This window comes from Nocardioides bruguierae, from assembly GCF_023656415.1.
Taxonomy (GTDB): Bacteria; Actinomycetota; Actinomycetes; order Propionibacteriales; family Nocardioidaceae; genus Nocardioides; species Nocardioides bruguierae.
Genome location: NZ_JAMOIL010000011.1, coordinates 1 through 14589, shown reverse-complemented (window position 1 = coordinate 14589; position 14589 = coordinate 1). Strand labels below are relative to the sequence as shown.

Annotated in this window: 12 protein-coding genes and 1 pseudogene; 8 read left to right on the top strand and 5 right to left on the bottom strand. The window is 75.1% G+C overall.

The features are described from left to right. The first annotated feature begins 52 nt into the window (after positions 1-52). The 6 genes from M8330_RS09860 to M8330_RS09835 are packed head-to-tail and all read left to right on the top strand — an operon-like array spanning position 53 to position 7022. Complete coding sequence (locus tag M8330_RS09860) at positions 53-1657, top strand: glycosyltransferase family 2 protein (RefSeq protein ID WP_250827189.1); 1605 nt, start codon at positions 53-55, stop codon at positions 1655-1657. Then, positions 1654-3654, top strand: coding sequence for an ArnT family glycosyltransferase (locus tag M8330_RS09855; RefSeq protein WP_250827188.1), 2001 nt, complete (start codon positions 1654-1656; stop codon positions 3652-3654). Before M8330_RS09860 ends, M8330_RS09855 begins: the two co-directional genes overlap by 4 nt. Next, entirely contained in the window at positions 3651-4718 is a 1068-nt protein-coding gene (locus M8330_RS09850) for a DUF4397 domain-containing protein (RefSeq protein WP_250827187.1), read from the top strand. The genes M8330_RS09855 and M8330_RS09850 overlap by 4 nt, the downstream gene beginning before the upstream one ends. Further along, complete coding sequence (locus M8330_RS09845) at positions 4715-5842, top strand: family 8 glycosyl hydrolase (RefSeq protein WP_250827186.1); 1128 nt, start codon at positions 4715-4717, stop codon at positions 5840-5842. Before M8330_RS09850 ends, M8330_RS09845 begins: the two co-directional genes overlap by 4 nt. Further along, positions 5839-6510 carry a class F sortase gene (locus M8330_RS09840; protein WP_250827185.1) on the top strand — a complete coding sequence of 224 codons (672 nt, stop codon included), beginning with the start codon at positions 5839-5841 and terminating at the stop codon, positions 6508-6510. Before M8330_RS09845 ends, M8330_RS09840 begins: the two co-directional genes overlap by 4 nt. After that, positions 6507-7022 (top strand): GtrA family protein, encoded by a 516-nt coding sequence (locus tag M8330_RS09835; RefSeq protein WP_250053676.1) that lies wholly within the window; start codon positions 6507-6509, stop codon positions 7020-7022. The genes M8330_RS09840 and M8330_RS09835 overlap by 4 nt, the downstream gene beginning before the upstream one ends. A gap of 14 nt (positions 7023-7036) precedes the next feature. Here M8330_RS09835 and M8330_RS09830 read toward each other — a convergent pair whose 3' ends face one another. Further along, complete coding sequence (locus tag M8330_RS09830) at positions 7037-7570, bottom strand: MarR family winged helix-turn-helix transcriptional regulator (protein WP_250827184.1); 534 nt, start codon at positions 7568-7570, stop codon at positions 7037-7039. 55 nt (positions 7571-7625) lie between these two features. On the opposite strand from M8330_RS09830, the gene M8330_RS09825 reads away from it, so the two are divergent. Next, positions 7626-9707: an MMPL family transporter gene (locus M8330_RS09825; RefSeq protein ID WP_250827183.1), complete on the top strand. Its 2082-nt coding sequence runs from the start codon at positions 7626-7628 to the stop codon at positions 9705-9707. A 145-nt stretch (positions 9708-9852) separates the two neighbouring features. On the opposite strand, the gene M8330_RS09820 is transcribed toward M8330_RS09825, so the two are convergent. Further along, positions 9853-10152, bottom strand: coding sequence for a hypothetical protein (locus M8330_RS09820; RefSeq protein ID WP_250053672.1), 300 nt, complete (start codon positions 10150-10152; stop codon positions 9853-9855). A gap of 442 nt (positions 10153-10594) precedes the next feature. On the opposite strand from M8330_RS09820, the gene M8330_RS22430 reads away from it, so the two are divergent. Then, positions 10595-12010 (top strand): cytochrome P450, encoded by a 1416-nt coding sequence (locus M8330_RS22430; RefSeq protein WP_250827182.1) that lies wholly within the window; start codon positions 10595-10597, stop codon positions 12008-12010. Positions 12011-12040: 30 nt separating this feature from the next. On the opposite strand, the gene M8330_RS09810 is transcribed toward M8330_RS22430, so the two are convergent. The 3 genes and pseudogenes from M8330_RS09810 to M8330_RS22665 form a co-directional block, all read right to left on the bottom strand. Then, positions 12041-14044, bottom strand: coding sequence for a phosphoenolpyruvate carboxykinase (GTP) (locus tag M8330_RS09810; protein WP_250827181.1), 2004 nt, complete (start codon positions 14042-14044; stop codon positions 12041-12043). Positions 14045-14310: 266 nt separating this feature from the next. Further along, the gene (locus M8330_RS09805) at positions 14311-14457 is read right to left on the bottom strand and encodes a hypothetical protein (protein ID WP_250827180.1); all 147 of its coding nucleotides are present in this window, start codon (positions 14455-14457) and stop codon (positions 14311-14313) included. 20 nt (positions 14458-14477) lie between these two features. Continuing rightward, positions 14478-14589 (bottom strand): annotated as a pseudogene (locus M8330_RS22665) (IS5-like element ISMt1 family transposase); the annotation flags it as partial.

The window sequence follows — 14589 nt, the reverse complement described above, 5'->3', positions numbered from 1 at the left end:
CGCCTGTGCGCCCGGCCGCGGCCGCCCGTCCTCGTCCCCGAAGGACCCTCACGTGCCTGTTCCTCCTCGGCGTCGCCACGACGCCCTCCACCCGCGCCGGGCGCATCGCCCCGCCCGCCTCCTCGCCGCGACGGCGCTGCTGCTCGCGGCCCTCGCCGCTGCCCTCGCACCCGCCGCGAGCGCGGCGGAGTCCACCACGACCGGCTCCGCCGACCGGGGGGCAGCCGCCCAGCCGGTCGCCGACAGCACGCCGCTGCTGCCCGACGGCCAGGACGGCGTCCGGGTGCAGCCGGACACCGACACCCAGACCGGCACCGGCACCGGCTCCGTCACCGGGAACGCCCCGGCCGAGGCCGGAACCACCTCCTGGGCCGCCCGCGCCGGCTGGGCCGTCCTGCTGCTCGCCTCGGCCGTGATGACCTTCGTGGCCGGCACGACCCTGCTGTGGATGCTGCACGCGTGGCGCAGCACGGAGTCGCTGCGCACCACCGGCTTCGCGGCCGCGCCGGTGCCGCCGCAGCGCCGCTTCACGGTGCTCCTGCCCGCCCGGCACGAGGAGCAGGTGCTGGGCCACACCATCGACCGGCTGGCCGCCTCCGACCACCCCGACCTCGAGATCATCGTGATCATCGGGCACGACGACCCCGGTACCGAGGCCGTCGCCCGGGCCGCCGAGGAGCGGCACCCGACGCTGGTGAAGGTCGTCATCGACCACTCCGAGCCCAAGAACAAGCCGCGGGGCATGAACACCGCCCTGCCGCACGTCACCGGCGACGTCGTCGGGGTCTTCGACGCCGAGGACGAGGTGCACCCGCGGCTGCTCAGCCTGGTCGACGCCCGCTTCACCGAGACCGGGGCCGACCTGGTGCAGGGCGGCGTGCAGCTGATGAACGTGCAGACCACCTGGTGGAGCCTGCGCAACTGCCTGGAGTACTACTTCTGGTTCCGCAGCCGCCTGCACTTCCACGCCGAGCAGCACTTCATCCCGCTGGGCGGCAACACGATCTTCGTCCGCACCGACCTGCTGCGCGAGGCCGGCGGGTGGGACGGCGACTGCCTGGCCGAGGACTGCGAGCTGGGCGTGCGCCTCTCGACCGGCGGTGCCACCGTCGCGGTCGCCTACGACACCGACGTCGTCACCCGCGAGGAGACCCCCGGCTCGGTCCGTTCGCTGGTCAAGCAGCGCACCCGGTGGAGCCAGGGCTTCCTCCAGGTGCTCGGCAAGGGCATCTGGAAGCAGCTGCCCACGCGCCGGCAGCGGCTGCTGGCCCGGTACACGCTCGCCATGCCGTTCCTGCAGGCCTTCACCGGGGTGATGATCCCGGTCTCGATCGGCCTGGTGCTGTTCGCCAAGGTCCCGACGCTGGTCGCGCTGCTGAGCTTCGTGCCGGTCGTGCCGACCCTCGTGACCATCGTGGTCGAGGCCGCCGGGCTGGGCGAGTTCGCCCGCGCGTACGGCGTCCGGCTGCGGCCGTGGGACTACCTGCGGCTCGTGCTCGGCACGTTCCCCTACCAGGTGCTCCTGGCCTTCGCCGCCCTGCGCGCCGCCTGGCGCGAGCTGCGCGGCGACTCCTCCTGGGAGAAGACCGAGCACACCGGCGCCCACGTCGTCCCGGACGCCGGCACCGCACCCGTCCCGGAGGTGGCTGCCCGATGACCGCACTGCTGACCCCGCCCCGGACGCAGGGCCCCGCCGCGTCCGCCGTGCCGACGAGCCCCGGACGACTCGCCCGGGCCCGCGGCTGGCTCTCGCGCCACCGCACCTCCGCGTCGTGGCTGACTCCCCTGCTGGTCCTCACCGCAGTCGCCCGCCTGGTGAACATGGGCGGCTCCCCGCAGCGCATCGACGACGAGGGCACCTACGTCGCCCAGGCGTGGGCGGTCGAGACGCTCGGCGAGCTGGGCCACTACACCTACTGGTACGACCACCCGCCGCTCGGCTGGATCCAGATCGCCGGATGGACGGCGCTCACCGACGGCTTCGGCCGCTACTCGGTGAGCGTGCTCGCCGGGCGTGAGGCGATGGTCGTCGCGGCGACGGTCTCCGCGGCGCTCCTCTGGGTGCTCGGACGCCGGCTCGGGCTGTCCCGGCCGGCCGCGGCCACCGCGCTGCTGCTGTTCGCGCTCTCGCCGCTGGTCGTGCAGTACTCGCGCACCGTCTACCTCGACAACGTGGCGACCCCGTGGGTGCTGGCCGCGTTCGTCCTCGCCCTCTCGCGCCGCCACCAGCTGGTCTCCTTCGCCGCGGCGGCCCTCTGCTTCGCGGTGGCCGTGCTGACCAAGGAGACGACGCTGCTGCTCCTGCCGTTCCTGGTCTGGCAGCTGCTCCGCTCGGCGACCCCCGACACGCGCCGCTACACGCTGTCGGTGGCCGGAGCGCTCTTCGTGCTCGCCGGCGTCGGCTACCTGGCCCTGGCGCTGCTCAAGGGCGAGCTCCTGCCGGGCGCCGGCCGGGTCTCGCTGTGGGACGGCATCTACTTCCAGCTGGTCGGTCGTGACTCCTCGGGCAGCGTCCTGTCCGCCTCCACGCAGGCCGGCCAGTCGCTGCGCACGTGGCTCGACCTCGGTGCACCGCTGCTGCTGGGCGGCACCGCCGCCGCCGCGGGCGGCCTGCTGGTGCGTCGCCTGCGGCCCTACGCCGCCGCGTTCCTGGTGCTGGCCGCGATCGTGCTCAAGCCGGGCTACCTCCCGGTGCCCTACGTCATCGCCCTGCTGCCGCTGGCCGCGCTGCTGGTCCCGGCCGTGGTCGAGGCCGGGCTGCGGCACGCCCGCGGCTCCGCGGGCACCCTCAGGCGCACCGCGGCCGGGGGCCTGGCCGGCGTCCTCGCGCTCGCCGTGCTCGCCGGCGCCGCCCTCACCTGGCCGTCCGCGCTCGGGCGGCTGTGGACGGCGGACGACGACGCCCCGCTGCGCTCGGCGGAGGCCTGGGTCGAGGGCAACCTCACCGACGGCCAGCGCATCCTGGTCGACGACGCCGCCTGGCTGGACCTGGTGCGCGCGGGCATCCCCCGCGAGGACGTGGTCTGGTACTACAAGGCCGACACCGACCCGGCCGTCTACGACCTCGCCCCCGACGGCTGGTCCGACTACGACTACGCCCTGGTCACCGAAGGAGTCCGGCAGGCCGCCGGCTCCTCGCCGGTGATGGACTCCGCCCGCGACAACGGCGTCGTCGTGGCCTCCTTCGGCGACGGCGGGCCGGAGACCGTGGACGTCGTCCGCGTCATGCCCGACGGCATCGACGCCTTCTACGCCGCGCAGGACTACGACGAGCGCGCCCGCACCGCGGCGGGCCGCCAGCTGCTCGACAACCCGGCGTTGTCGTTCTCGCAGGACGCGGCCCGCGCGCTGCGTCGCGGCACCGCCGACGCCCGCTCGGTGCTGCTGCTGGCCCAGCTCTCGGCCGACTTCGACCTCACCGTCGGCGGCTTCCCCGTCGCCGCCGGGGAGAGCACCGACGAGCTGCCGGCCCACCGCCTGCTCCTCACCGGCGTCGACGGCGGACCGCTCGACTCGGCGGCCGGCCGCCGACTGGCGGCCCAGGTGCGCGCCCAGACCGGCTCGTACGCGCCCGCCTCCGTGGAGGAGACGGCCGACGGGCTGCTGGTCACGTTCCCGCTCGGCGCTCCCGACTACCTGCTGCCCGCCCCGTGACCGACCCCGTGACCGACCCCGTGACCGGCCCCGTGACCGACCCCGTGATCCGCACCACCCGACCCCTGCCCGGAGGTATCCCCGTGCACCGCTTCTCCACGTCCCTCCACCAGCCCCACCACGAGCCCCACCGCACTCCCCGCGGCGTGCCGGCAGCGGGCCGCTCCTCGTCCCGTCGTGCCCGGAACCTGCTGGTCACGGCGCTGGCCGTCGTCCTGGTCGCCCTCGCGCCCGGGCTGGCCGCGCCCGCCGCGGCGGCCGACCGCACCGGCTGGGTGCGCGCCGGGCACCTCGCCCCGGGCACGCCCGACGCGGACATCACCCTCACTCCGCTCTCGGGCGGGAAGCCGGTGGTGCTCAGGGACGTCTCGTACCGTGACGTCACCGACTACGTGCAGGTGCCGACCGGCACCTACTCCGTCGCCTTCCGGGCGACCGGCTCCGGGGAGGACAGCCAGCCGATGATCCGCTCCAGCATCCGGGTGGGCGCGCAGTCCGCCACCACCGTCGTCGCCACCGGCGCCCAGGGCGACGCGAGCGTGCAGGTCGTCTACGACGACCTCACTCCCCCGTCGTCGGGCAACGCCAAGGTGCGGCTGGTCTCCGGTGCCACGGTGCCGGTGACCGCCCAGGTCGTCGACGGCCCGCTGCTGGCGCGGTCGGTGAACACCGGCGGGGCCACCGGGTACGCCGAGGTCCCCGCCCAGGCGTGGACGATCGACCTCTCCGCCCGTTCCGGTGACGCCACCGCGTCCGGCCGGGTGACCGTCCGCGCGGGCGGCGTCTACACCCTCTTCGCCCTCGACGACGGCGACGGCGGCCTGGAGCTCATGGCGGTCCGCGACAGCCAGGGCACCTCCACGATGCCCACCGGCGGCGTCGACACCGGCGGCGGTGGTCTCGCCGCCGACACCTCCGCGAACGCCTCGACCACCGGCACCTCCACGGCCGCCGTGGCGGGCACGGCCGCCCTGGCCGCACTGGTCGCGCTCGTCGCCGCCTCCCTCACCCCGGCGCTCGCCCGCGGCCGCCGGGCACCCGACCCGGGAGGCGCCCGACGATGAGCCGCATCAACGCGCCCGCCTGGACGATCCTGGTCGTCGGCCTCGTCCTGGTGGTCGGGGTCGCCGGCTTCGTCCTGACCGCGGGGGACGACTCCGCAGCCCCGGCGCCCGCCTCGAGCACCGCCACGGACGCGCCCACCGCGGCCGAGGTGTTCCTCGACGACTACGTGGAGGACGACGGCCGCGTGGTGCGCCACGACCAGGGCGGCGACACGGTCAGCGAGGGCCAGGCCTACGCGATGCTCGTCGCGGTCGGCACCGACGACCGCGACACCTTCGACGCCGTCTGGTCCTGGACGCAGGAGCACCTCGTGCGGGCCGACGACGGGCTGCTCGCCTGGCGCTGGGCCGACGGCGCGGTCGCCGACCCCTCGTCCGCCTCGGACGCCGACCTGGACGCCGCCCGCGCCCTGGTGCTGGCCGGCCGGCTCTGGGGCGACGACGGCTACACGCAGGCAGGGGTGAGCCTCGGCCAGGCGATCCTGGACCACGAGACCGTCAGCACCCCGGCAGGGCTGGTGCTCGTGGCGGGCCAGTGGGCCACCTCGTCCGCTCCGTACTGGTTCAACCCCTCCTACGTCTCGCCCGCGGCCACCCAGGTGCTCGCCTCCGTCGACGACGACCCGCGCTGGACCCAGCTGGAGGAGGGCTCCGCGCAGGCCGTGCGTGCGGCCACGGTCGACGGACAGCTGACGCCGGACTGGGCCCAGGTCGACGACAGCGGCAACGCGTGGCCGACCTCGGCGCCGGACGGCTCCGCGCCGGTGTTCTCCTACGACGCGGCGCGCACCATCGTCCGCAACGCGGAGTCGTGCCGCGACGCCGACCGGGAGATCGCCGACGCGCTGGTCGGCGTCCTCGGCACCGGTGAGCCGTACGGCAGCTACTCGCTGGACGCCCAGCCGCAGACCGGCGACCTCTCCAGCCTCATGGCGGTGAGCATGGCGGCCGGGGCCGCGGTCCGTGGGGACACCGCCACCGCCGACGCCCGGCTCCAGCAGGCCCGTGACGTGCAAGCCTCCTCGCCCAGCTACTACGGCGCCGCCTGGGCGGCGCTCGGCCCGCTGATGCTCACCACCGATGCCCTCGGCGGCTGCCCGCCGCTGGGCGGGGACGGCCCGTGACGGGCGCGCCCGCCCGTCGTCGTCCTGCTCGCGCACCGCTCGCCGTCCTCGTCGCGGGGCTGCTGCTCGCGCTCACGGCGTGCGGCTCGACCTCCGGGGCGCCCACCGACGCCGGCACGGGCGCCAGCCGGGGCGCGGGCACCGCGACGAGCACCCCGAGCGGCTCGGCGAGCAGCGCCCCCGACGACCTGAGCGTCCAGGGCCAGGAGGACGCGGCGGGGCGGCCCGTCCGGGTCGAGGTGCCCGCCCTCGGGATCGACGTCGCCGTCGGCCGTCTGGGCCTGCGCGACGACGGCGTGCTCGAGGCGCCACCGCGCTGGCAGCGGGCGGGCTGGTACGCGGGCGGCCCCCGACCCGGCGAGACCGGCCCGGCCGTCATCGCCGGGCACGTGGACTCGCCCACCGGCCCGGCGGCGTTCACGGGCCTGTCCGCGATCGCCCCGGGTGACCGGGTCGTGGTCACGGACGCGGCCGGCACGCGGCACGTCTTCGTCGTGACCCGGCTCGCCGACTCCCCGAAGGACTCCTTCCCGACCCGCGCGGTCTACGGGCCCACCCCGGACGAGGAGCTCCGACTCATCACCTGCTCCGGCGACTACGACAGTGACGCCGGCGGCTACCAGGACAACCTGGTCGTCTACGCGACGGCCGCGGAGGAGGGCGCATGAGCGCCAGGACCGACGAGGAGACCCTCACCCCGGGCGAGGGCACCGTGAGCCCCAGGCCCGCCCGCGCGGCCGCGACGGCGCGCCGGCTCGACCCCACGCGGTTCCTGCAGGGCGGCTACCGGCTGCTCGCCCGCTTCGGCACCGTCGGCGCGCTCTCGTTCGTGGTCGACGCCGGCGGCTACAACCTGCTGCGCCACGCCCTCGAGCTCGGGCCCGTCACCTCGAAGACGATCGCGGTGCTGCTCGCCACCACCGTGGCGTTCGTGGGGTCGCGCTCGTGGACGTTCGCCGAGCGTCGGCAGCGCCGCACCGACCACGCCTACCTGATGTTCGGGCTGGTCAACGGGGTCTCGCTGCTGCTCGGCGTGGGCTGCCTGGCCTTCTCCACCTACGTGCTGGGCCTCGACTCGCCGCTGGCGGAGAACATCAGCGGCAACCTCGTCGGCGTCGGGCTGGGCACGCTGTTCCGGTTCTACGCCTACCACCGGTGGGTCTTCCCCGGAGACCGGTAGCCCGTTGGGCGGGCTCAGTCCGGCTCCACCATCCGCTCGAAGGCGGCCCGTGCCCCGTCGAGGTAGCGGGCGACCACGGCGCGCTCGTCGTCGCTGAAGCCGGCGTCGAGCTCGGCGAGCACCGCGAACATCGGCATCAGGTGCCCGAGCACCTCCTCGCGGCCGGCGTCGGTGACGTGCAGCTCCACGCGGCGGCGGTCGCTGGGGTGGGGGCGCCGCTCGGCGTGCCCGTGCTCCTCGAGCCGGTCGCCCAGGCCGGTCGCGGCCGCGGTGGAGACGCCGAGCAGGCGGGCGAGCTCGGCGGGCCCGGCCGGGCCGTCCACGAGTCGCTCGAGCGCGATCAGCTCGGACTCACCGAGCCCGGCGCGGCGGGCCACGGCCGGCCGCACGCGCCCCGCCGCTCGCACGGCCGCACGGAGGGCGAGGAGCGCGTCGGTCTGCTGCCAGCGGTCGACGAAGCCCGAGGCGCCCGCGCTGCCCGGGCCCCCCGAGTCGTCCGAGGAGGACGCGGGTCCCCGTCCGGGTGAGGCCGGCGTGCCGTCGTCCATCGTTTCCTTAACCTGCTTAGCAATCAACGGACTGAATGATGCAGGTGAGTGTGACATGGGCGAGACACCCTCCTGGGCGACCTGGACCACCCGGCGCGGGTGGGCGTGGGTCGCCGCGCTGGTGCCGCTGCTGGTGGCCGCCGGCCTGATCGTGGGGCTGGGCACGGCGACCCGGACCTCCGCGGAGACCGACACGCTGCCGGCGGGCTTCGGCTCGACCGAGGCCGCCACGCTGGCCGCCTCCCTGCCCGACGACACCGGCGCCACGGCGATCGTGCTGTGGACCGCCGACGAGGGCGAGCTCACCGACGACCAGGTCGCCGCGCTCGCCTCCTCGCTCGGCGACCTCCCCGACGACGCGCAGGCCGCCCTGGGCTCCCCCCTCCCCTCGGACGACGGCACGGCGGCGTTCCTGCCCGTGGCGCTGACCGGCGGCTCGGCGACGGCGGTGGCCGACCAGGTCACCGCGCTGCGCGAGGCCCTGCGCGCCGACGTGCCGGACGCGGTCTCGGTGGCGGTCACCGGCCCCGCCGCCATCCAGGCCGACCTCGCCGAGGTCTTCTCCGGGGCCGACGTGACCCTCCTGGCCACGACCGCGACGGTGGTGGCGATCCTGCTCGTGCTGACCTACCGCAGCCCCGTGCTGTGGGTGGTGCCGCTCGTGGTCGTGGGCCTGGCCGACCGGCTGGCCACGGTGCTCGCCACCCACGCGATGGCCGCCACCGGCCTGGCGTGGGACGAGTCGACCACCGGCATCCTCTCGGTGCTCGTGTTCGGCGCGGGCACCGACTACGCACTGCTGCTCATCTCGCGCTACCGCGACGAGCTGCGGCGCGAGGAGAACCGGCACCGGGCGATGGCCCGCGCCCTGCACCGCACCGCCGAGGCCGTGCTCGGCTCGTCCTCGACCGTGGTCGTCGGCGTGCTGTGCCTGCTGCTCTCCCTCACCCCGACCACCCGCGGGCTCGGCCTGGCCTCGGCCGTCGGCGTCGTGGTCGCCGCGGTGATGGTGATGGTCGCGCTGCCGGCCGCGCTCGTGCTGTTCGGGCGCTGGGTGTTCTGGCCGAAGGTGCCGCACGTGGGCACCCCCACCTCGGAGGAGACCGCCAAGGTCTGGGGCCGTGTCGGCCGCGCCGTGGCCCGCCGCCCGCGAGCCGTGCTGGCCGCCGGCGTCGTGGTGATCGCGCTGGCCGCCTCCCCCGCGCTCGGCCTGCGCACCGGCCTCTCGGCCGCCGAGCAGTTCCTCGACACCCCCGAGTCGATCAGCGCCGCCGAGCGGCTCGGGGAGTCCTTCCCCTCCGGTTCCTCGGAGCCGGCCACCGTGGTCAGCACCGACGACGCCGACACCGTGCTGGCGACGGTCCAGGCCTCCGCCGCGGTCAGCTCGGCCCAACCGAGCGCGAGCGGCGACGGCGTCACCCAGGTCGACGCCGTCCTGGACGCCGAGCCAGGCAGCGACGCCGCCGGGACGGCGGTGGAGACCCTGCGCGCCGACCTCGCGGACGCCGGCCTCGACGGCACCTACGTGGGCGGCTCGGACGCGGAGCGGATCGACGAGGCGGCCGCGGCCGGGCGCGACCGGCTGGTGATCTTCCCGCTCGTGCTGCTGCTCGTCCTGGTCGCGCTCGTGCTGCTGCTGCGCTCCCTGGTCGCACCCCTGCTGCTGGTCGCGACCGTGGTGGCCACCTACGGCAGTGCGCTCGGCCTCGGCTGGCTGCTGTTCACGCAGGTGCTGGGCTTCTCGGCGCTGGACGTCTCCACGCCGCTGTTCGCCTTCCTGTTCCTGGTGGCGCTGGGCGTGGACTACAACATCTTCCTCATCACCCGCACCCGTGAGGAGGCGGAGCGGCACGGCACCCGCGAGGGCGTGCTCCGCGCCCTGTCGGCCACCGGCGGCGTCATCACCAGCGCCGGCATCCTGCTCGCGGCGGTGTTCGCCGTGCTCGGCGTCCTGCCGCTGGTCGTGCTCGCCCAGCTCGGCGTCGTGATCGGCATCGGCGTGCTGCTCGACACGCTGCTGGTGCGCACGGTGATCGTGCCCTCGCTCGTGCTCACGCTCGGCGAGCGGTTCTGGTGGCCGGCCCGCCCGGGCCGGAGCAGGCAGCAGGCCGGGAGCCCCCGGCACCTCGCCGACTGACCCGGACGCACGACAGCGGGCCCGCTGGTGCGGGCCCGCTGTCGTGGGTGCCGCGGAGGGAGCGGTGCCACCCGGGTCGGGCGGCGGCGGCACGAGGGATGCGCGCCGAGGCTGCGGGGCCCCGGCGGCGTGGCTCGAGGAGGGGTCAGCTGATCATCACGATGCAGATCGCGAGCGCCAGGAGCGAGGAGCCGATGATCGTCCAGGTGCGGGCGCTGCTCATCCCGGCGAGCACGACGATGCCGGCGAGCACGGTGATGACCACCGAGGCGCCCAGCGCGGCCGAGCCCATCACCAGGCCGAGGCCGAGCACGACCATCGAGGCGATGAGGAACGTGTAGGTGACGCGGAGGCCGGCCTCGGGGTCGCGGGCGACGGCCTGCGCACCCGGCGGGGGCGCGTCGAGGTCGTGCTGGACGGGCTGGGGGGAGTCGGGGTCGGTCACGGTCGTGCTCCGGTGGTCGGCCCCGGTTCGGACGGGGCGGAGGGCGAGACGCGGCTGCATCTCCTGCTGTCCATTCTTTATCCCGCCGGTAGGGACTTACGTCCCCTCTTCGGCCAGCGTGACTGATCACTCCCGGCCGGGCGCATGGCCCGATCGGGTCATGCACCCTGGGGGGCGCGGGTCTCGGGGCAGGCTGATCCGCCCCTCACCTGCACGTTCGTCACGATCAGCCCGGATCTGCGGGGGTCCCGTGGGAGGTCTCGCGCGGACTGGACCTCAGGTCCGGACCACTTCTGCCACCCCGCTGCCCGGCCGTTCCACGCGCCCGGGGGACGGGGCCGGGGTGGTGCCACCACCCCCGTCGGGCCTCCGTCGCAGCGGGACGCGTGACGTCCGCGGCCCCGCGAGGCAGGATGACGACGCCGTCCCCACAGGAGCAGCCGTGCACCTCTCCCCCCTGCGCACCACCCCGACCACCGCCCCCGTGCTCAGCTGGGCGACCCGGGGGCCGCGCGCCGCCCGGGCCGCCCTCGCCGCCCTGCCCTCGCCGCGCGCCGAGCTGCGACGCACGGTCCGGTGGGCCACCCAGCACGGTCTGGCCGCCGCCGTCCTGCGTCGCGCGGCCGCCGACGGCGACCTCCAGGGCCTGATGGTCACCCGGACCGCGGGTTCGCTGGAGGCGCCCTACGAGATCGCCCGCGACATCCGCGAGAGCGCGTCGCTGCACCGCTCGCGGTACGCGTGGACGACGGCCGACCACGCCGTCGTCCGCGAGGTGCTGGCCCACCCCGACCTGCGCAGCGGCTTCCCGGAGCCCGAGCGCGGCCCGGTGGCGCGGCTGGCGGCCTGGGCGGGCGAGCCCGACCGACTGGGCCCGCTGACGCCGCCGTCACTGCTGGTCACCGACGGCGCCGACCACACCCGCTACCGCCGGCTGGTGACCCGGGTGTTCAGCGCCCGCGCCGTCGAGGCGCTGCGGGCGCGCACGCAGGAGGTGGCCGCGCAGCTGGCCGCCGACCTGCCGCGCCACGTCGACGCGCGCGGCGAGGTCGACCTGGTCGAGGCCTACTGCGCCCCGCTGCCGGTCACGGTGATCTGCGAGATCCTCGGGGTGCCCGCCGAGGAGCGGGAGCGGGTGCTGGCCTTCGGGCAGGCCGCCGCGCCGTCGCTCGACCTGGGCCTGAGCTGGGCGCAGATGCGCCGGGTCGAGGTGGCGCTGGACGACTTCCGCACCTGGCTGGTCGGCCACCTGGAGCACCTGCGCGAGCACCCGGGCGACGACCTCATGAGCAGGCTCGTGGCCGCGCGCGACGAGGAGACCGGCGAGGGCCTGAGCCAGGACGAGCTGCTGGCCACCGCCGGCCTGGTGCTCGCCGCCGGGTTCGAGACGACGGTCAACCTGCTCTCCAACGGGCTCGTGCTGCTCACCGGCCACCCCGCCGCCCGCGCCGCCCTGGCCGCCGACCCCGACCTGTGGGGCAACGCCGTGGACGAGGTGCTGCGCTTCGACCCGCCGGTGCTGCTCACCGGACGGGCGGCCGCGACGGCCACGGAGGTCGCCGGGCAGCAGGTCCGCGCGGGCGAGATGATCTCCGCCGTCCTCGCCGGGGCCAACCGGGACCCCGCCGTGTTCACCGACCCCGACACCTTCGACGTCACCCGCGCCAACGCCCGCGACCACGTCTCCTTCTCCGGCGGCCGCCACTACTGCCTGGGGGCGGCGCTGGCCCGGATGGAGGGCGAGGTGGGGCTGCGCACCCTGCTCGAGACCCACCCGGACCTGGTGCTGAGCAGCGACCGACGGCGCCGCCCGACCCGCATCCTGCGCGGGTGGGCGACGCTGCCGGCGCGGCTGTAGGCCCGCTCCTCGGGGTCCGTCGCTCCGGCTCTACTCCTCCAGGTCGGCCGCGGTCTCGGCGGCGTCCTCCAGCGCCTGCGCGACCCGGCGGTGCGCCGCCCAGATCTCCTCGGGCAGCCGCTCGAACTGCGCGAGGTGGTCGGCGCGGAAGGCCATCTCCTGGCGCCACCGCTCGGTGTCGATGCTCAGCAGCGCCTCGAGGTCCGCCTCCGGCACCTCCAGGCCGGTCAGGTCCAGCTCCTCGGCGGTGGGCACGATCCCGACGGGCGTCCGGTGGCCGGTCACCTCGCCGTCCTTGAGGGCGAGCAGCCACAGCAGGGCCCGCAGGTTCTCCCGGTAGCCGGGCCAGCGGAAGTGACCGTCCTCGGGGTCCTTGGCGAACCAGTTCACGTGCGCGAAGATCGGCTGCTCGGTGGCCGCGCCGACGACCTCGAGCCAGTGCCGGGCGTAGTCGCCCTCCCCGTAGGCCAGGAACGGGCGCATCGACATCGGGTCGTAGCGCAGCTGGCCGTCGAGGCCGTCGGCGGCGAACGTGGCCTCGGCACCGAGGGTGAGCCCGTCGTAGACCCCCTCGGCCAGGTCGGTGACGGCCCGCACCAGCGGCTCGCGGTCGCGGGTGCGGCCGCCGAAGATGATCGCGTCGACCGGCACGCCCGCCGGGGCCTCGAAGTCGGCCGCCACGTTCGGCACGTTCGCCAGCGTGGTGGTGAACCGGCTGTTCGGGTGGGCCCAGGGCGAGGTGTCGCCCGGCTCGCGGTCGGCGATCGCCTCGCCCTTCCAGTCCAGCCAGCCGGTCACGTCGGTCGGCGGCTCCGGCGTCCGCCCCTCCCACCAGACCTCCTGCGTGGTGGGGTTGTAGGCGACGTTGGTGAAGATCGCGCCGCTGCCCGGGGTGATCGCCTCCAGGGCGGTGGGGTTGGTGGCGGCGTTGGTGTCCTTCGCGACGCCGAAGACGCCGAACTCCGGGTTCATCGCGTACAGGCGGCCGTCGTCGCCGACCCACAGCCAGGCGATGTCGTCGCCGTAGAAGTCGACGCGGTAGCGCTCGCCCAGGGCGTCGGGGGCCAGCGTCATGGCGAGGTTGGTCTTGCCCGACGCGCTCGGGAAGCCGCCGGCCACGTGCCACCGCTTGCCGGTGACCGTGTCGGTGATGCCGAGCAGCATGAACTGCTCGGCCAGGAAGCCGCGTCCGCCCCCGACCCCGTGCTCGGCGCTGGCCCGCCCGTCGAAGCAGGCCTGGCGCAGGCCGTGGGCGATCTTGCCGAGCAGGGCGTTGCCGCCGTAGCTGGAGCCGAAGTGCAGGATCGTGCGCCGGTCGGCGACGGTGACGAAGTACCGCTGGTCCTCCGGGGTGCCCTGGCCGAGGTTCGGCAGGTCGCCGGTGACGTGGACGGCCTTCACGAAGTCCATCGGGTCGGGCAGCTCGTCGAGGTGCTCGATGCCCACGCGCGCCATGCGGATCATGTGCAGCACGACGGGGCGGTTGTCGGTCAGCTGGACGCCGGCGGCGTACTGCGCCAGCGGCGAGCCCTCCGGGCTCATCAGGTACGGCACCACGTACATCGTGCGGCCGGCCGACTGCCCGGCCATCCGGTGGATCTGCGCCGCGACCATCTCGTCGCCGCGCCGCCAGTTGTTGTAGACCCCGGCGTCCGTCTCGTCGTCGGTGGCGACGATCGTGCGCTCCTCGCTGCGCGCGGTGTCCTTGGAGTAGCTGCGCGAGTAGTAGAGGCCGTGCCCGGCCGGCTGGAGCTCACCGGCGTCCAGCGCCTCGGCGACCAGTCGCGCGTCGTCGAGGGCCGAGACCACCTCCACGCGCGCCGGCTCGGTGATCGTCGCCCAGTACTGCACGTAGGCGCGCACGTACGGGTTCGTCACCCGCCCGACGTCGAGCGCCTCGTTGACGGCGGCCACGCTCACGGGGCCGGCGGTGTCCTGGCCCATGCCCTGGGCCGTGTCCTGGGCCGTGTCCTGGCCCCTGTCCTGGCCCGTGTCCTGGCTGGTGCTGGTCTCGGTGGAGATGTCCACGCTCATCGTGCTGCCCCGTCCTCGGCCCCTCGTCCTGGGCCGCTCTCGTCCTGGGCTCCAGCGAACCCCAGGAAGGTAAAGGCGGGGCAGGGACTTCAGTCCTCTCATCGGACGAGCGCGACCGTTGATCGGACGCGCGGTCACCTCGGCGGGACGGGTGGGTGCGGGCCGTACGGGGTACGACCCACCACATTCGTGGTTCTGCCGACGCAAAACCACGCATGTGGTGGGTCGTATCCCCTCGTCCGCCCGCCCCTTCAGCCGGCGGGGCCTCAGCAGATGCGCGGCAGCTGCTCCCCGATGGGCAGGTCGATGACGCGGGTGCCGCCGAGGCCGGTGCGGGCGACGACCATCCGCGGGTGCTCCTCGACGACGGTGCCGATGGCGGTCGCGCCCAGGCCGTAGGGGTGGGCGCGCATCGCGGCTAGGGAGTGTCTGGTTATTCGCGTAGCCAGATGGTGATGGTGCGGAGCACGACGCCGCCTCGGTAGACGACAGCCAGCTTGTCGTAGCGGGTGGCGATCCCTCGCCACTGCTTGTGGTCGTTGAAG